13 protein-coding genes are annotated in these 17,627 nt (G+C 71.7%); 6 read left to right on the top strand and 7 right to left on the bottom strand.

Annotated features, from left to right (window positions below; all coding sequences use genetic code 11):
* Positions 1-198: 198 nt before the first annotated feature.
* From ABFX55_RS17190 to ABFX55_RS17180, 3 genes are read right to left on the bottom strand one after another with little or no spacing between them, the layout of a single operon-like run.
* Positions 199-882, bottom strand: a complete 684-nt coding sequence (locus ABFX55_RS17190) for a response regulator (RefSeq protein WP_346122196.1) — start codon at positions 880-882, stop codon at positions 199-201.
* Complete coding sequence (locus ABFX55_RS17185) at positions 882-2,015, bottom strand: sensor histidine kinase (protein ID WP_346122194.1); 1,134 nt, start codon at positions 2,013-2,015, stop codon at positions 882-884. The genes ABFX55_RS17190 and ABFX55_RS17185 overlap by 1 nt, the downstream gene beginning before the upstream one ends.
* 53 nt (positions 2,016-2,068) lie before the next feature.
* Positions 2,069-2,929, bottom strand: a complete 861-nt coding sequence (locus ABFX55_RS17180; RefSeq protein ID WP_346122192.1) for a RecB family exonuclease — start codon at positions 2,927-2,929, stop codon at positions 2,069-2,071.
* An 82-nt stretch (positions 2,930-3,011) separates the two neighbouring features.
* Here ABFX55_RS17180 and ABFX55_RS17175 point away from each other — a divergent pair, with 82 nt between their 5' ends.
* On the top strand, positions 3,012-4,148 hold the full coding sequence (locus ABFX55_RS17175; RefSeq protein ID WP_346122190.1) for a site-2 protease family protein: 1,137 nt from the start codon (positions 3,012-3,014) through the stop codon (positions 4,146-4,148).
* Positions 4,149-4,303: 155 nt separating this feature from the next.
* The gene (locus ABFX55_RS17170) at positions 4,304-5,770 is read left to right on the top strand and encodes an FHA domain-containing protein (RefSeq protein WP_346122188.1); all 1,467 of its coding nucleotides are present in this window, start codon (positions 4,304-4,306) and stop codon (positions 5,768-5,770) included.
* A 130-nt stretch (positions 5,771-5,900) separates the two neighbouring features.
* Here ABFX55_RS17170 and ABFX55_RS17165 read toward each other — a convergent pair whose 3' ends face one another.
* Positions 5,901-8,504 (bottom strand): AAA family ATPase, encoded by a 2,604-nt coding sequence (locus ABFX55_RS17165; RefSeq protein ID WP_346122187.1) that lies wholly within the window; start codon positions 8,502-8,504, stop codon positions 5,901-5,903.
* Between the two features lie 159 nt (positions 8,505-8,663).
* On the opposite strand from ABFX55_RS17165, the gene ABFX55_RS17160 reads away from it, so the two are divergent.
* Both ABFX55_RS17160 and ABFX55_RS17155 read left to right on the top strand, forming a co-directional pair.
* The gene (locus tag ABFX55_RS17160; RefSeq protein ID WP_346122185.1) at positions 8,664-9,674 is read left to right on the top strand and encodes a DUF4145 domain-containing protein; all 1,011 of its coding nucleotides are present in this window, start codon (positions 8,664-8,666) and stop codon (positions 9,672-9,674) included.
* Between the two features lie 4 nt (positions 9,675-9,678).
* Positions 9,679-10,038, top strand: a complete 360-nt coding sequence (locus ABFX55_RS17155) for an effector-associated constant component EACC1 (RefSeq protein ID WP_346122183.1) — start codon at positions 9,679-9,681, stop codon at positions 10,036-10,038.
* Positions 10,039-10,177: 139 nt separating this feature from the next.
* On the opposite strand, the gene ABFX55_RS17150 is transcribed toward ABFX55_RS17155, so the two are convergent.
* The 3 genes from ABFX55_RS17150 to ABFX55_RS17140 form a co-directional block, all read right to left on the bottom strand.
* Complete coding sequence (locus ABFX55_RS17150) at positions 10,178-10,660, bottom strand: hypothetical protein (RefSeq protein ID WP_346122181.1); 483 nt, start codon at positions 10,658-10,660, stop codon at positions 10,178-10,180.
* Positions 10,661-10,776: 116 nt separating this feature from the next.
* A complete protein-coding gene (locus ABFX55_RS17145; RefSeq protein WP_346122179.1) occupies positions 10,777-11,880 on the bottom strand; it encodes a GNAT family N-acetyltransferase in 1,104 nt (367 codons plus the stop codon).
* A gap of 12 nt (positions 11,881-11,892) precedes the next feature.
* Entirely contained in the window at positions 11,893-14,520 is a 2,628-nt protein-coding gene (locus tag ABFX55_RS17140) for a helix-turn-helix transcriptional regulator (protein WP_346122177.1), read from the bottom strand.
* 86 nt (positions 14,521-14,606) lie between these two features.
* Here ABFX55_RS17140 and ABFX55_RS17135 point away from each other — a divergent pair, with 86 nt between their 5' ends.
* Together ABFX55_RS17135 and arc are read left to right on the top strand one after the other, a co-directional pair.
* Positions 14,607-15,455, top strand: coding sequence for a tRNA (adenine-N1)-methyltransferase (locus ABFX55_RS17135; RefSeq protein WP_346122175.1), 849 nt, complete (start codon positions 14,607-14,609; stop codon positions 15,453-15,455).
* A 204-nt stretch (positions 15,456-15,659) separates the two neighbouring features.
* The gene (arc, locus tag ABFX55_RS17130; protein ID WP_183661695.1) at positions 15,660-17,423 is read left to right on the top strand and encodes a proteasome ATPase; all 1,764 of its coding nucleotides are present in this window, start codon (positions 15,660-15,662) and stop codon (positions 17,421-17,423) included.
* Positions 17,424-17,627 lie beyond the last annotated feature (204 nt).

The following is a 17,627-nucleotide window of genomic DNA, read 5'->3' as shown; positions in this document are numbered from 1 at the left end:
AGACCTCATGGGTGAAGATCGTGCGCCCTCGCAGGATGAGCCGGCGTCGATCGTGGTGCCCGCCGGAAGGGCGGGCGAAGATCGTGTGCCCTCGCAAGAGCCGGCGAGGATCGTGCGCGGCCGCCAGTAGTGCCGGCGTCGATCGTGCGTGCTCGCCGGAAAGGCCGGGCGAGCATCGTGCGCGCTCGCCCGGACGGCTCAGGAGAGGGCGCCGGGGGTGCTGAGCCCGCTCTCGTAGGCCAGGACGACCGCCTGGACGCGGTCGCGCAGGCCCAACTTGGTCAGCACGTTGCCGACGTGCGTCTTGACCGTCGTCTCGCTCACCACCAGCTTGGCCGCGATCTCCGCGTTGGACATCCCCTTGGCGATCAGTTTGAGCACCTCGAGTTCGCGCTCGGTCAGCCTGTCGAGCCGCGCCGGGGTCGTCTGCTGGTAGGCGGAGGGCAGCTTGGCCGCGAACCTGTCGAGCAGCCGCCTGGTGACGCTGGGCGCCACGATCGCGTCGCCCGCCGCCACCACCCTGATCGCCTGCACCAGCTCGTCAGGCGGCACGTCCTTCAGCAGGAAGCCCGAGGCCCCCGAGCGCAGCGCCTCGACGATGTACTCGTCGAGGTCGAACGTCGTCAGCACCAGCACCTTCGGCACGTGCGCGCCCGCCGCGGCCTCGCGCACGATCCTGCGCGTCGCCTCGATCCCGTCGACGCCCGGCATCCTGATGTCCATCAGGATCACGTCCGGCATCAGCGCCCGCGCCTGTTCGAGCGCGCCCTTCCCGTCACCCGCCTGGCCCACCACCGCGATGTCGGGCTCGGCCTCGAGGATCAGGCGGAACCCCGTGCGCAGCAGTGGCTGGTCGTCCACCAGCAGCACCCTGATCGTCATCATCCGTCCTTCAGCGGGAAAGTCGCCCGCACCTCGAAACCGCCCCCAGTGCGCGGACCGACCCTCAGGATTCCACCATAGAGGGCCACTCTCTCTCGAATCCCGACCAATCCGTGCCCCGTCCTGTCGGCCTGCTCGGCGCTCGAGCCCTTGCCGTCGTCCTCCACGAGAAGGGTGAGCTCGCGGGGCGCCTGCCGTACCGAGACCCTGGCGCGGGCGCCGGGGCCCGCGTGGCGCAGGCTGTTGGTCAACCCCTCCTGGACCAGGCGGTAGGCGGCCAGGTCGAGGCCCGCCGGTACCGCGCTCGCGCCCTCGACCTCCAGCTCGATCGGCAGGCCCGCCTCGCGCATCTGATCGACCAGCGCGGGCAGGTCGCGCAGGCCGGGTTGCGGGCCGCGCTCGGGAGGACCCGAGGGGGAGTCGGTGCGCAGCACGCCGACGATGTTGCGCATCTCGTTCATCGCCATCCTGCCGGTCTCCTCGATCGCCGTCAGCGCCTCACCGGCCAGGTCGGGATTCGCCGTCAGCACCTTCCTGGCCGCCGCGGCCTGCACGGTCATCACGCTCACGTGATGGGCCACCACGTCGTGCAGCTCCCTGGCGATGCGGGAGCGCTCCTCGGCCCTGGCAGCGCGCGTGTCGGCGTCCCTCGCCCGCTCCAACCTCGCGGCGCGGTCCTTCAGCTCCTCGAGATAGGCCCGGCGCAGCCGTACGCTCCTGCCGGTTCCCCACACGGCCACGCCCACCAGCGTCGTCAGCGCGTGGGAGGTCCACATCATCGACGAGGCCGACAGTGAGGCGGAGGTGAAGTACCCGATGGTCGCCACCGACAGCCCCGCCAGCGCGATCGCCAGCCCCCTGTGCGCGGCCACCGTGTAGAGCAGGATGAGCCCCGCGAGGCCGGCCAGCCCGGGATCGCTGTCGAGCGCGCCGAGCAGCACGATGGGCAACTGCGCGAGACAGAGCGCCGCCAGCGGCCGGCGCCTGCGCGCGGCCACCGGCGCGCACGCCAGCACGAGCAGCGCGGCCTCGCCAGGGCCGCCGTGACCGCCGGCGGCCGACAGCGCCACCGAGGCCGCGGCCAGGGCCGCGGCGAAGAGCGAGTCGCGGAGCAAGGCTCGGTCGGTGCGCACCGCTTCAATGTATGACCAGGTGAGAGCCGGAATCCTCCTCCTTTGGGAGGACTTCAGAGCTCGTCCGTGGCCGTCCGCCTGCTGCTTCTGACCGTGTCGCCCGGCTGCCTGGCGGGCACCGGCGGGGGAGTGCCGCCGTACTCGGGGCACAGCGCCTGATGATCGCACCAGTCGCACAGCCTGGACGGCCTGGCCCGCCACTCGCCCGTCTCCAGCGCGCGCTCGATCGCCGCCCACAGCGCCTGCACCTTGCGCTCGGTGGCCCGCAGATCGGCCTCGTCCGGCGCGTAGCGCAGCACCTCGCCGCCGCCACCCAGGTAGACCAGCTGCAGCAGCCTGGGGATCGCCCCACGCAGCCGCCACAGCACCAGGGCGTAGAACTTCATCTGGAACAGCGCCTTGGCCTCGAAGTCGGGCCCAGGCGCGCTGCCGGTCTTGTAGTCGACCACCCTGACCTCGCCGCTGGGCGCCACGTCGAGCCTGTCGATGTAGCCGCGCAGCATCAGGCCGCTGTCGAGGACCGCCTCCACGTAGAGCTCGCGCTCTGCGGGCTCCAGCCGGGTCGGATCCTCCAGCGTGAAGTAACGTTCGAGCATCGAACGGGCCTGCCCCAGCCATTCGCGCTGCTCGGCCTCGTCGGCGAACATCTGCGCGTAGGCGGGCTCCTCACCGAGGAGCCTGTCCCACTGCGGCTCGAGCAACCCGAGCGCCGCCTCGACCGAACGCCGGGGCGCGGGCAGGTCGTAGAGCCGCTCCAGCACCGCGTGGACCACCGTGCCGCGCACCGCCGCCGCCGACGGCTTCTCGGGAATCCTGTCGATCACGCGGAAGCGGTAGAGCAGCGGGCATGTCATGAAGTCACCCGCCCGCGAAGGGGAGAGGGCCCCGATGATCACGGGTTCGGTCAACGTCATGCACCGCACTGTAGGTCAAGGCGCCGACAGAATGGGCACGCCGAGTAGCATCAAGGCAGTCCCCTGGACGAAGGAGTGATGGGTGAGCACCGAGAGTCCGCGTCAGGAGTTCTCCGGTATCCGGATGGGCAGGCCCTTCGGGATCCCTGTCTACGTGTCGTGGACCTGGTTCATCGTGGCGGCCATCATCACCTTCATGTTCAGCGACCAGGTTCGCGGTCAGCTGCCCGAGCTGTCGGAGCCGGCCGTCTACGGCGTCGCCTTCGCCTACGCCGTGCTGCTCTACGTGTCCGTGCTGCTGCACGAGCTGGCACACAGCGTCCTGGCCAAGATGTACGGCCTGCCGGTGCGCCGCATCACCCTCTACCTCCTCGGCGGCGTCTCGGAGATCGAGAAGGAGCCGCAGACGCCCGGCCGCGAGTTCATGGTGGCCGCGGTGGGCCCGCTGGTCTCGCTCCTTCTGGCCGGCATCGGCCTGCTGGCCGACCTCTTCCTGGTCGACGGCGGCGGCATCCCCGAGATGATGGTCTGGTGGCTGTGGGTGGCCAACCTGATCGTCGGCGTCTTCAACCTGCTGCCAGGCCTTCCGCTCGACGGCGGCCGCATGCTGAGGGCGGGCGTGTGGAAGGCGACCCGCAGCCCCGGCACCGGCACCATCGCCGCGGCCTGGGCAGGCAGGGTGCTCGGCGCCGTGCTCATCGTCGGCCCGCTGCTGCTCTACTGGTTCGGCGGGCAGCCCCAGCAGGAGCTGAGCCTGCTGTGGGGAGCCGTCCTCGGCGCCTTCATCTGGTTCGGCGCCACCCAGTCGCTGCGCGTGGCCCGCGTGCGCGCCAGGCTCCCGCAGGCCAACGCCCGCGCCCTGGCCCGCCGCGCCATCCCCGTCACCGCCGAGACCCCGCTGTCGGAGGCGCTGCGCAAGGCGGCCGAGGCCCACGCGGGCGCCATGGTGGTCGTCGACCACGACGGACGCCCGCTCGCCATCGTCAACGAGGCCGCCGTCCAGGCCACACCCGAGCACCGCAGGCCGTGGGTCAACGCCGGCTCGCTGTCGCGCGCTCTCGAGCCCTCCATGGTGCTGCCCGCCGACCTGGTGGGCGAGTCGCTGATCGACGCCATGCGCGACGCGCCGTCGGGCGAGTACCTGCTGGTCGAAAAGGGCGGCGAGGTCTACGGCGTGCTGGCCACCGCCGACGTCAACAGGGTCTTCAGCGGCGTCTGACGACTCGTCTAAACGGCCGCCCCGAGCTAATGTTCTGACAACTGATCAGGTACCAAGGTTTCGAGGCGAGCGGCTCAGGCCGATACTGTTCCTCCAGGTCTGGGTATGCGTATGGCTGGCGGTTGACCGGCGTTTTCCATGGAGGGGAGAGTTCTGTGGCTGAGCAGGGCTTCGGGGTGGTGCGTCCGCTGCCGGGCAACGGGCTGGTCGCCCACATGGGCGGGCTGCTGCTGGTCTGCGACACGGCCGAAGGCACGGGCGGAGAGCTGCTCGAGACTCTGCGCGAGAGCGCCGAGTCAGGAGCGGACGGCCTCGCGCTGGCCCGCCGCGCCGCCCAGGTGCTGTTCCGCTCGATGTCGGGCGAGCCTGTGGCCTGCGCCGTCGCAGGGCCCGCCGCTGGAGGCATGGCCGTGCTCGTCAGCGGCTCCGCCTCGGCGGTGGTCGTCACCGACGACGGCGAGACCCGGCTGTCCGGCCGCGACTCCCTGACCTGGACCGACCGCCTCATCCCCGGCCCCGTGCAGCGGGTCGAGCTGCGCCTGCCCGACGCGGGGGAGGCCCACCCCGTCGTCCGCCTCGACGCCGGCGTGGTCATCGGCGGCGGGGTCCACGGCGAGGTCGACGAGAACGCGCAGCCGCCCGTCAGGCCTCAGGTCAGGCCGCTGGAGACCAGCGAGCTGCCCGCCACGGGCCTCCACTTCGAGCCTGACCTGCTCCCCGGGCCGCCGAGGCAGGATCCGGCCAGGCACGAGCCGTCCAGACACGAGCCGTCCAGACATGAGCCCACCGGGCCCGAGCCGTCCAGACAGGATGCTCACCAGCCGGTCCACGAGCAGCCCCCGCCGCCTCCGCCCACGCACTCGACCCCGCCGCCCATGGCCCCCTACCCGATGGGCGCGCCCTCAGGTCCCCAGGCGCCGTTCGGTCAGCCGCCGATGCCCGAGCCGCATCCCGAGCCCGCCCCGCCGATGCACCAGGGCCCGCCGCCCCTGCAGGGCCCGCCCGGCCCCCACTCCGGTCCGATGCCTCCGCTCGGCCCGCCCCCAGGCCCGATGCCGCCCGCGGGACCGCCCTCCTACGACGAGCACCCCGACTTCGGGCCGCCGCCGCAGGAGCAGCAGGGTGAGCAGCAGACCGACGCCGACGGCAGGCCGATGGTCTTCGGCGTCGACTGCAAGAACGACCACTTCAACGACCCCCGCTCGCCGTACTGCGTGATCTGCGGGATCGAGCTCGTGCAGCGCACGCTGGTGCCGTACAAGGGGCCGCGCCCCTCGCTCGGCGCGCTGCTGCTCGACGACGGCACCTCGCTGCCCCTCGACAGCGACTACCTGCTGGGCCGCGACCCCGAGCGCGCCCCCGAGGTCGCGGGCGGCAACGCCAGGCCCGCCAAGGTCACCAGCCCCGACGGCTCGGTCTCCCGCCGCCACCTGCGGGTCGCGCTGGAGGGCTGGGACGTCAACCTGGTCGACCTCGGCTCGGTCAACGGCACCCAGATCCAGCCGCCGGGTGACCCCAACTTCTACGACATCCCGCCGAACGAGCCCGTCACGATCGCGCCCGGCACGACTGTCCGCATCGGCGTCTCCCGCACGATGCGCTACGAATCCCACCGCAACTGACGGCCTGCCACTGACGGCCGCCTGCTGACCCCGGCGCGGGCCGCCCCCGGGCGCGCGCCCAGCTTCCCCGTCCACACCCGGCCTCCGCCAGGCATGGACGGCGGCAGCGGCGGTCCCCGGTCCCGGGCGGTCAGTGGAAGCGGTTCAGGGCCTTGGCGAGTTCGGCGGGGCTGTTCACCCCCAGCTTCCAGTAGGCCTGGTTGCGATGGTTCATCGCCGTCCGCATCGCGATGCCCAGGCGCTGGGCGATCTCCCTGTGCGAGTGCCCCGCCGCCGTCAGCTGCGCCACCTGCAGCTCCCTGTCGGTCAGGTCGGGCGCCGCCAGGCCGCGCAGCGCCGGAGTGTCCGGCCCTTGGCACGCTCCAGCCAGCGACCACGCCTCCGTCGTCGCCGCCCTGGCCGCCTTCTCGCCCCTGGCGCGACGCAGCACCGCGGCGGCATGGGCGGCGGCCTCGGCGGCGTGCAGGCGCATCCCCAGGGCGTCGAAGCCCTCCGCCACGCCCAGCAGCCCCTCGGGGTCGCCGCCCGCCAGCGCCGCCGCGTGCCGTGCCGCCAGCCGTACGCGCGGGCCCTCGTGCGAGGAGGCCAGCTCTGTGAGCCTGGGGAGCGCGGCGGCGGGGGCGCCGAGCCGTACCACGTCGTGGAGGGCGACCGCCTCGAAGGCGGCCAGTCCGCTCTCACGGCAGTCGGCGGCGGCCGCGAGCGCCAGCTCGACGGCCCTTTCGGTCTCGCCCTCCGCGGCGGCGACCCACACGCGGGTGAGGGCGACCCAGCGCATGAAGGCGGTCCAGGTGGCGCGGTTGCGGGCCAGCGCCGCCCGGAGGGTGTCGCGGGCGGCGGACGCCTCGCCGCGCAGCGCCTGGGTGGCGGCGTAGGCGGCCATGCAGCCGCCCACGGTCAGCGCCGTCTCATGGTTGGCGGGAGCGTGCAGGACCAGCAGCGCCGCGCCCAGCTGCCCGCGCAGGGTGGCGGCGTTGCCGCGGGCGAGCGCGAGGCTGCCTTCGCCGCGCGACCAGCCGCGCTGGCCCGCCAGCGCGGCGCGCATGGAGGCGATGGCCTGGTCCATGACGGCCAGGTCGCCGGAGAAGTACCCGCACATCGCCCACGTGGAGTGCAGCGGCGAGATCAGGGCGGGCAGCTCGTCGCGCCAGGCAGCGGCGTCCCGCAGCGCCTCGTGGACCACCGTGACCGCCTCGCTTGTGCGTCCGGCGTAGCAGAGCGACAGCGCGCGGGAGCTGAGCACCTGGGCGCGCTGGGCGGGGCCGAGGTCGTGGGCGAGCAGGTCGGCGCTGAGGCGGAGCGCGTCGGAGGGCCTGGCGGCCGAGGCGGTCAGCCCCAGCCGCTGGACGGTGACCTGGCGGCGCGGCGGCGCGGCCTTGAGCTCCTTCTCGGCGGTCGACAGCAGGTCGAGCGCGTCGCCGAGACGGTCCATGCCCCAGGCCAGGTTGCTGGCCTGGGCGAGGACCAGCCGCGCCCTCGTCGGCTCGTCCTCGGGCTCGGGGGTGGCGTCGAGCACGGCCCTCGCCCTGTCGGGCTGCTGGGCGTAGTCGAGCAGCGTGGCCAGCTGCAGCGAGGCGGACACGCCGCCGCCCTCGAGGGCGGCCTCGCCGAGGCGGATGGCCAGCGGGTAGTCGTGGGCCGACCAGGCCAGGCGGGAGGCCTCCAGCAGCGGGCGGGGCGCGGCGCCGAGACCTCCCGCCAGGCGCCACACCGTCACCCTGAGCGGGTCCTCCCTGCGGTGCAGGCCCGTGGACTCCAGCGCGGCGACCAGGTCGGCGTGCCTGCGGCGGCGGCGAAGCTCGGGCAGGCGCTCGCGGGCCACCTCGCCGTAGAGGGGGTGGCCGAGGCGGGCGATCTCGCGCCGCCTGTCGACGCGGACCCTGACCAGGCCGCGCTCCTCCGCCTCCAGCAGCGCCCGCTCGGAGGTGAGCGAGCTGAGCGTGCGGGCGCCGATCGGCTCGGCCAGCGCGGTGTACTCCAGCACGTCCTTCAGCTCGGGCGACAGCGCGCCGATCCGCTCGTGGATCAGGTCGACCAGGCGCGGCGCCAGCGGCGGATCGCCCGTCAGCTTCCACATGCCGTGAATGGGCGACAGCGCGCCCGAGGCCATGGCCGCCTGCACCACCTCGTACAGGAACAGCGCGTTCCCCTCCGTCACCTCGCCGAGCCTGCGGACCGTGGCGTCGTCGGGCTGGGCGCCGAGGGCGGCGGTGAGCACGGCGGCGACGTCGAGGTCGCTGAGCGGGTCGGTGTCGTACCTGCGCACATGGCCTTCGCGCCACAGAAGCGTCACCGCGTCGGGAGCCGGCTCGCCGGTGCGCAGGGTGGCGACCATCCGCGCCTGCCTGGCCCTGACCAGTGAGGCGATCACCTCGGCGGAGTGGCTGTCGAGCAGATGCGCGTCGTCGACGGCCAGCACGAGCACGCGTCCCCTCGCGTGGGCCAGCAGCTCGTCGGCGGCCCACCGTAACGTGTTCACCAGGTGCGGAGGGTGCTGTCGCGGGATGAGGTCGGCGAGCGCGCCGTTGGGGATGGAGCTGGCGGCCTTGGTCGCCCTGACCGGCACCAGCGTCACCTTGGCGGCGTGGAAGTGCGTGAGCACCTCGCCTGCCAGGCGCGACTTGCCCACCCCAGCGGGGCCCGCGATGACGACGCCCTGTGCCGTCGGATCCCTGGCCAGACGCACCAGGTCCTCGAGCTCCTGCCTGCGGCCCGCGAACGGCCAGCGTTTCATGGGCCCTCCCATTACGCCCTTGTGGCCAATTTCATCATCCCTTATCGTCCTTTTGTGGCGCGATGGGGTGCGAAATTCGATGTTGATTGTCCGAGTTGTGTCCGCCCTACTGTCGCACGCGAACCTGACGGATTACACAGGGTTTTTCTGCCCGAGCGATTGCGTCCCTATTGGCTGGCGCTGTGCCAGAGCTGCGGGCAGGCGCTGCTGCTGGAATCGGAGCAGGAATTCGACGACCGCGACCCCGACGACCTGCCGGCCAGACCCGCCACCGTGCTATGGCCGCAGGACGGCAGGCCCATCGCCGCCGAGGTGTCACCCGTGGTGCGCAGGGAGCTCACGGCCGCCCGCGCGGGGGTGCGCTCGGGCTCGCCCGCCTCTGCCGTCCTGCACGTGCGGCGGCTGCTGGAGGCGGTCTGCGCCGACCACGGGGTCACAGGGCGCACGCTCTTCCACGCCCTGCGGGAGCTGCGGCGCGGAGGGCTGATCGAGGACTGGCTGCTGAGCTGGGCCGAGGAGCTGCGCGAGCTCGGCAACGAGGCGGCCCACCTCGGCCCGCGTCCGCTGGGCAAGTCCGAGGCGGAGGACGCGGTGGAGCTGGCGGAGGCGTTCGTCGATTACGTTTACGTTATCTCAGGGAAATACCACCGCTTTCGAGTACGGCGCGGCCCCGCCAAATCAGCAAATATCCGAAATGTCGTGCAAGAGACCCCGGCTATCCGGATTCTTCGTCAATCCCAGGTGGCGTTCAGGGTCCATCCTTATCCCCACGATCCGGCCAGGACGAAATCAAGGGCGGCGGTCGCCGACGAACTCGGGATCTCGCCCATGCGCCTGCTCAAGGCCGTCATCCTCTATCTCGGCGAGCACGCCGTCGTGGCCATCGCACCCGTCGAGGGCGTGATCGACGAGCGCGCCCTGGCCCGCGCCTTCGGCGCCACCCGCGCCAGGGTCGCGGGCCTGGCCGACGTCATGCGCATCGGCGCGACGTTCGCCGCCGACGTCGTCAGCCCGCTGGCGCTGCCGTACCTGCCGTCGGTGCTGGAGGAGAGCTCGGCCGCCGCGTCGAGCGTCTTCGTCTCCAGCGGCCGTCACGGGCTCGAACTCGAACTCGACCCTGCCGACCTGGTCCGCCTGACCAGAGCCAGGACCGCTCCGATCGTGAGGTGAGGACATGGCCGAGGTCGTCTTCGAGGGATCCTTCGACGAGGTCGCCTCGCTGGAGGAGTGGCTGCGCGACGCCGACGCGCTGCGGGGCAGGGTCCGGCTGGAGCATCGCGCTCCAGGGCAGGGGCGGATGGGAGGCGAGCCGCCCGCGCTGCGGATCGAGGTCGAGTCGGCGGCGCAGGCCGCCGCCCTGACCAGGACCGTGGAGTTCTGGCTGCGCTCCAGGGGCAGCGACGTGGCGCTCAAGCTGCGGATCGGTTCGGAGGTCACCGCCGACCTCGACCTGCGCGCCAAGCTGGACGTCGACGCCCTCGTCGCCCAGGTCGCCGCCATCCTGCGCGACGCGCTGAACACCGCGGCCGACTGACGACCTGACCTGGCCCGACCCGACCCGACCCGACCGGACCCGGCCGGACCTGGCCCTGCCCTGCCCGACCGGACCCTGCCCTGCCCTGCCCGGCCCGGCACGAGGCCGTGAGGCCGCGCCGCCACGGGCCGCGGCGCGCTCAGACGGTGAACGCGTGGACCGAGCGCAGCATGCGGGCGGCCGCCTCGAGCCCCCTGGAGGCCTCGAGCGCCCGCCCGCAGGCGAGCGCGAGCCTGCCGAGCAGGTGCTCCTCCCTGTCGGTGAAGCGCCCTCCCGCCACCCACAGGTGGGCCAGGTCCCGCGTGGCCAGCGGCACGGGGACCGAGAGGAAGCCGGGCGCGCCCATGGACGGGTCCCGCGCCATCAGGACGGGGCCTGAGCTGACCGCCAGCTCCTTGAGCACGTCCGACTCCTGCAGCCACGCGCGCACGCCCAGCCGGTCGTCCTGCGGGATCAGCACGTGCGAGAGGCGGGCGCGCACCTGCAGGGGGTCGACCTCCACGAACCCCGCGTACGGCGTGTCGCCCACCGCGGCCGCGCACCTGACGACCAGGTCCAGCAACTCGTCGGGCGCCATGTGGGAGAACGACTCGATGAGCTCCTTGACGCAGTCGCTGGTCATTCATCATCCCCTGCTGGAAGGTTCGCCGACGATCGGCGGAGGGTCAACGGGCGGCGACTCGGAGTATCACTCTCAATCCCGCCCTTGAACACCCCTCAACCGGAAATCCGGATTTCTCAGCCTTCATGGGGACGAAGGAGCAGCCACTCGACATCGTCTCCCCGAGTGCCGTCAGAGCGCGGGAACAGCTCCCGATGCACTGCCTCCCTGCTGAAACCCGCCCGCTCCAGCACCATCTGGGAGGCCTGGTTGGTCACGTCGGTGCCGGCCACGATCCTGTGCAGCGCGGTGTTCGCGAACGCCCAGTCGACCAGCAGCCGCACCGCGCGCGACATGTACCCTCTGCCGCGGAAGGCGGGCAGCAGCGAGTAGCCGAGCATGGCCTGGTCGATCAGCGGCGCGATCTGCGCGAGCTGGATGTGGCCCGCGAAGGCGTCGGTGGCCGCGTCGCGTACGGCGAGCTCCACCCGCTGCCCCGACAGCCACCAGTAGCCGGTGTAGCGGCAGCGGCGCTCTGTGCTCTCGATCGTGGAGGCCGGGGCCATCATCCAGTGTGTGACGCTCGGCGCACTCAGCAGGCGGTGGAAGTCAGGGGCGTCGGCGGGGGTCACCGGCGCCAGCCGCACCACGCCGTCCGACAGCCCTTCGGCGTCGAGGAGGGGCAGGTAGCGCGGCACCGCCTCACCAGGGTCGGCGGCCAGCCTCGCGAAGGCCACGAAGTCGGCGGGCCTGCCGTCCCTGGTGCGCCGCCGCTCCCTTTCGATGCCCTCCTGGAGGTATCCGGCGGCGTAGGCGACGCGCAGGCTGGCCAGGTTCTCCACCTCGGCGCGCAGCTCGATGCGGCGAACGCCCTTGTCGAAGGCCCACTCGCTCACCGCCCTGGTCGCCGCGGTGGCCACGCCCTTGCCCCTGGCCCACTCGGCCACCCGGTAGCCGATCTCGTGCGCGCCGTGCCCGCCGGTGGCGCGCAGGCCCACCGCGCCGAGGTAGCGGCCGGTGGCCGCGTCGACGACGCTGAACTCCGCGCCACCCTCGGCCCAGCGCCGCTCGGCCAACTCCAGATAGCTTTCGGCGTCCTTGCTCGTGTACGGCACGGGCAGCAGATAGAGGAACCTGGCGGTCTCGGCGTCAGAGGAGGCCCGCACGATCGCGCCGAGGTCGTCACGCGACGGGGGGCGCAGGATCAGCGAACCGACGGAGATCACTTCACGCGGCAACATGGTCCATTGCTATCAATCCTCCTCCTCTGGCGGCGAATCGGTGTCGAGCAACTCGGTCAGCTCCGTTCTGCCGTTGACGCCGAGCTTGCCGTAGACCGACTGCAGGTGGTTGTCGACGGTCCTGATCGACAGCACCAGCCGGGCCGCGATCTCCTTGCTGGCCAGGCCCGCCGCCGCGAGCCTGGCGATCTCCCTCTCACGCGGGGTCAGCACGGGCCCCTGCAGGCGCGCCAGCGCGGGGGTGCGCGGGTCGCCACAGGCGGCGGCGCACGCCGACGCCCTGGCGGCGGAGGTCCTGCCCTGCTGGGGGCGGCCCCTGGCGCGGTGGGCGGCCGAGGCCTGCGCGTAGGCCTCGGCGGCGTGCAGGATCATCCCCAGCTGCCGGTAGGAGGCCGCCACCCGGTCGAGTTCCTCGCCGTCGCCCGAGGCGGCGGCCGTGGCGTGCGCGGCGTAGACGGTGGCCAGCACTCCGTCGTGGCGCCTGGCGACCTCCGTCAGCCGGGACACCACCCTCCGGGCCGCGCCGAAGCGCACCGCGTCGTGCAGCGCGACCAGCTCGATGGCCAGCAGGTCATGAGAGCGGGCGCGGGCGGCGTGCTCCAGCGCCAGCTCCACGGCGCGCGGCAGCCGTCCGCCCATCGCCGTCACCCAGCGCTGCGCCGAGTCGATGGAGGTCTGCAGCAGGTAGAGCACCTCGGTGCGGTCCCGCTCCGCCTCCGCCAGCAGCGCGCGGGCGCCGGCCTGGTCGCCGAGCAGCGCCGTGCAGTGGGCCAGCTCCGCCACCGCGAGCGCGGTGAAGTGCCCGGCGCCCGCCAGCGTGGTGGCCTCCTTGGTGACGCGCGCCGCCTCGGCAGGCCTGCCCCGCATCCTGGCGATCTCGCCGTGCCACTGCAGGAACATGCGCCTGAACAGCCGCAGCGCGCTGTCGTCGCCCAGCACCTCCTGCCCTTGCAGGACGGCCCGCTCGGCCGCGTCCAGGTCGCCTGACAGCAGCTCGGACAGGTAGTTGCCGGCGATGAGCTTGAGCACCTCGGAGGGCGCCGCGTCGTGCCAGGAGGCCTCGACCGCCCTGGCCCTGCGGAACATCCGCCTGGCCTCGTCGCACCTGCCCGTGTACGGCAGCCCGTAGGCGGTGATGCCCAGGGCCATGGCCTCGCCGACCACCGACAGCTGCTCGTCCTCCAGCATCTCGCAGGCGATGCGCGCGCACTCGTGCACCTCGCCGCGCAGGACGCGCAGGTTCAGCCGCATGGCCTCCACCAGCTGGCGCGGCGACGGATCGTCGAGCATCGCCTCGGCGGCGTCGAGCACGGCGTCGGCCTCGGCCGGACGGCGCAGCCCGAAGTTGAGGTTCCACGCGCGCTGCATGGCCAGCTGCGCCCGCAGGTCGGGCCCGCATGGCTCGTTCCACACCGAGGTCAGCGCGGCCTCGGAGTCGGTGAAAGCCTCCGAGAACGACAGCACGTCCGACAGCAGGATGGCCGCCCGTGCCCCGCCGCCCGCGTTCAGCGCCGCCCAGCCCAGGCGCGTGGCGAGGGTGGCGTCGTGCGCCGCCCACGCGATCGCGCAGCCCGACAGCAGCGGGGCGGGGTCCTTGACGGCGCCGCTCTCCAGACGCCACACCGCCAGCCTCACCACGTCGTCGCGCCGCCGCGCCCCTGCCGCTTCGAGCGCCTCGGCCAGCTGGCGGTAGCGGCGCCTGGTGCGCAGCAGGGGGCTGCCGGCCCTGATCGCCTCGCCGTACAGGGGGTGGGCCAGGCGCACCAGCGTGCGTCTGCCGTCCACCAGGACCCTGATGAGGTCCTTGGCCTCCAGCGACTCGACGATGGCGGCGGGAACCAGGCCGGCCAGCAGTTGCGCGCCGAGCGGCTCGCCCAGCGCGATGTACTCCAGCGCCTCCTCCTCCAGGGGCTCCAGGCGGCCGATGCGGGCGGCGACCAGGTCGGCCAGCGCCGGAGCGACCGGCGGCGCGGACTCCAGGCGCCACAGCCCCTGCACCCGCACCAGCGCCCCCGCGTCGAGCGCGCCGGCCACCAGCTCGCGAAGGAACAGCGCGTTGCCCTGGGCGAGCCTGTGCAGCCTGGTCACGCTGGCCGACTCCACCGGATCGCCGAGCACGGCGGCCAGGATGCGCCCCACGTCGCGCAGGCTCAGCGGGGTCAGCTCCATCCTGGCCAGCCCGAGGTCCTTCCACAGCGAGACCACCGCGTCGGGCACCGGCTCGCCGCTGCGCAGGGTGAGGAGCAGCTGGGCGGCGTCGTCCTGCGCCATGTGCTGCAGCACCGCCGCCGACCCCGGATCGAGCAGATGGGCGTCGTCGATCAGCATCAGCGGGCGCCGCTCGGTCCCGACGAGCGTCTCGGAGATCCACTTCAGCGGGTTGGCGCCCTGGGGCAGCGCGGCGGGCAGCAGGTGGGCCAGGGTCCCGAAGGGCAGCTCGCGGGCGGCCATGGAGGCGATGGCCTGGACGGCCGTGCGGCCGCGCGAGCGCAGGGAGCTCACCACCTCGACCGCCAGCCTGCTCTTTCCCACGCCCGCCGCGCCCACGATCGCGACCCCGCGGACGGCGGGATCGTTCATCAGCGTCAGCAGCCGGTCGGTCTCCTCGATGCGACCGGCGAAGGGCCAGCGTGTCGGCACGTGGCGATGTTACGGTCCAGAGGGGCCCGAATACAGGGGGTCGCGACGGGCCGTTCGAGTGTGCGATTCGCCCTATCCTCATCCCCATGGGTTTTCGCAGGCACGGGCCGTTCCAGGTGGGGGATCAGGTGCAGCTCACCGACCCCAAGAACAAGCGTCACACGATCACGCTGAAGGAGGACGGGGTCTTCCACACGCACAAGGGCGCGATCCCGCACAGCGACCTGATCGGTCAGCCCGAGGGCTCGGTGGTCCGCTCGGCCAACGGCACGCAGTACCTCGCCTTCAGGCACCTGCTGCAGGACTACACGCTGTCGATGCCGCGCGGCGCGGCCGTGATCTACCCCAAGGACGCCGCCCAGATCGTCGGCATGGCCGACATCTTCCCCGGCGCCCGCGTCATCGAGGCGGGGGTCGGCTCGGGCGCGCTGACCTGCTTCCTGCTGCGCGCGGTGGGTCCCGAGGGCAAGGTCACCTCCTACGAGCGGCGCCAGGAGTTCGCCGACGTCGCCAAGAAGAACGTCGAGAAGTTCTTCGGCGGGGAGATGGACAGCTGGCGCCTGGTCGTCGGCGACCTGAACGACTCCATCGACGAGGGCGACGTCGACCGGATCATCCTCGACATGCTGGCCCCGTGGGAGTGCGTCGAGTCGGCCGCCAAGGCTCTCACGCCGGGCGGTGTGATCTGCGTCTACGTGGCCACGACCACGCAGATGTCCAAGACTGTCGAGGCGCTTCGCGAGCACGGGAGTTTCACCGAGCCCCACGCGTGGGAGACCCTGGTTCGCGACTGGCATGTCGAGGGACTCGCCGTAAGGCCTGACCACCGGATGATCGGGCACACCGGGTTCCTCGTCAGCGCCCGCCGCATGGCGGACGGCGTCACGCCCCCGCCAAGGCGCAGACGACCGAAGGGAACCACCGAAGAACTATGACAATTTGGCCACGGCGGTGCCTTGGTGCGTGACACGGGAACAGATCGCCGTGTTCATATGCTGCATGTACTAAACGCTGCAATAGGGATAAATAGCCGAATACTGAATGTCACTCGACGAACACTGCCCGGCCAGGTTACGGAGGGGCCCGAGATAGGTAAGGTCCTTAGTAGTCGCCCTCGACTGGGAAGGAGGTGACGGGGCGTGGCAGCTCGCGATGATGCTGAGGCTCGAGCCGCGCAGCGCGAACGGGAGGTCGCTGATCTTTCAACACAGGTCTCCTTCCTGCAGGAGGAGATCACCGCGCTGAGGCGGAAGCTGGCCGAGTCACCCCGTCAGGCCAGAGTCCTCGAAGAGCGTCTCCATGAGGCGCAGGCCAACCTTGCGGCGGTCACCAGCCAGAACGAACGGCTGGTCGCCACACTCAAGGAGGCCAGAGACCAGATCGTCGCCCTCAAGGAGGAAGTCGACCGGCTGGCCCAGCCGCCATCCGGCTTCGGCGTCTTCCTCGAGGCCAGGGAAGACGGCACGGTGGAGGTCTTCACCGGAGGCCGCAAACTGCGGGTCAACGTCAGTCCCGCGGTCGACGTCGAAGCACTCAGGCGTGGCCAGGAGGTCATGCTCAACGAGGCGCTCAACGTGGTCGAGGCGCTCGGCTACGAAGAGGTCGGCGAGATCGTGATGCTCAAGGAGCTGCTCGAAGACGGGCAGCGCGCCCTGGTCATCTCCCACGCCGACGAGGAGCGCGTCGTGCGCCTGGCGGAGTCGCTGGTCGGACAGCCGATCCGCGCGGGCGACTCGCTCCTGCTGGAGTCCCGCTCCGGCTACGTCTACGAGCGCATCCCCAAGTCCGAAGTCGAAGAGCTCGTGCTCGAAGAGGTCCCCGACATCTCCTACGAGGAGATCGGTGGCCTCATGCGGCAGATCGAGCAGATCAGGGACGCCATCGAGCTGCCCTACCTGCACGCCGACCTGTTCCGCGAGCACAAGCTCCGTCCGCCCAAGGGCGTGCTGCTGTACGGCCCGCCCGGTTGCGGCAAGACGCTCATCGCCAAGGCCGTCGCCAACTCCCTGGCCAAGCAGGTCGCGGAGAAGACAGGGCAGTCCGGCAAGAGCTTCTTCCTCAACATCAAGGGCCCCGAGCTTCTCAACAAGTACGTCGGCGAGACCGAGCGGCACATCCGCCTGGTCTTCCAGCGAGCGCGTGAGAAGGCTTCAGAGGGCACCCCGGTGATCGTGTTCTTCGACGAGATGGACTCGATCTTCCGCACCCGAGGCTCCGGCGTCTCCTCCGACGTCGAGAACACCATCGTCCCGCAGCTGCTGTCGGAGATCGACGGCGTTGAGGGCCTGGAGAACGTCATCGTCATCGGCGCGTCCAACCGCGAGGACATGATCGACCCGGCGATCCTGCGGCCCGGCCGTCTGGACGTCAAGATCAAGATCGAGCGGCCCGACGCCGAGGCGGCGAAGGACATCTTCTCCAAGTACCTCATCTCCGAGCTCCCGCTGCACCCCGACGACCTGTCGGAGCACTCCGACTCCCGCGAGTCGACCATCCACGGCATGATCCAGAGCGTCGTCGAGCGCATGTACTCCGAGAGCGAAGAGAACCGCTTCCTCGAGGTCACCTACGCCAACGGCGACAAGGAAGTCCTCTACTTCAAGGACTTCAACTCCGGCGCGATGATCCAGAACATCGTCGACCGGGGCAAGAAGATGGCCATCAAGCAGTTCCTCGAGACCGGGCAGAAGGGCCTGCGGGTGCAGCACCTGCTGGCGGCCTGCGTGGACGAGTTCTCCGAGAACGAGGACCTGCCCAACACCACCAACCCCGACGACTGGGCCCGCATCTCCGGCAAGAAGGGCGAGCGGATCGTCTACATCCGCACGCTGGTCTCCGGCAAGACGGGCACCGAGGCAGGGCGTTCGATCGACACCGTCGCGAACACCGGCCAGTACCTGTAGTCCTCTGGTCGAAAGGGCCGCCTCCCGAGAGGGGGCGGCCCTTTCGACGTCAGGGGCCGGTCAGCCACTCCCCGAGCTTCCTCCTTCCCAGGGGCGGCGCTCGGGCGGGCCGTCGCGGCCGACACCCACACGCGTCTCCGGCCGGCATCAGCCTCAAGCCGGGAGCCGTCAACGCGCCCACGGTGCGCACGACGTCGGCCACCA

Origin of the sequence: Nonomuraea roseola, from assembly GCF_039535395.1 — a bacterium.
Classification (GTDB): domain Bacteria; phylum Actinomycetota; class Actinomycetes; order Streptosporangiales; family Streptosporangiaceae; genus Nonomuraea; species Nonomuraea roseola.
The sequence above is the reverse complement of the archived record's forward strand: the minus strand, read 5'-3'. Positions and strand labels throughout refer to the sequence as shown.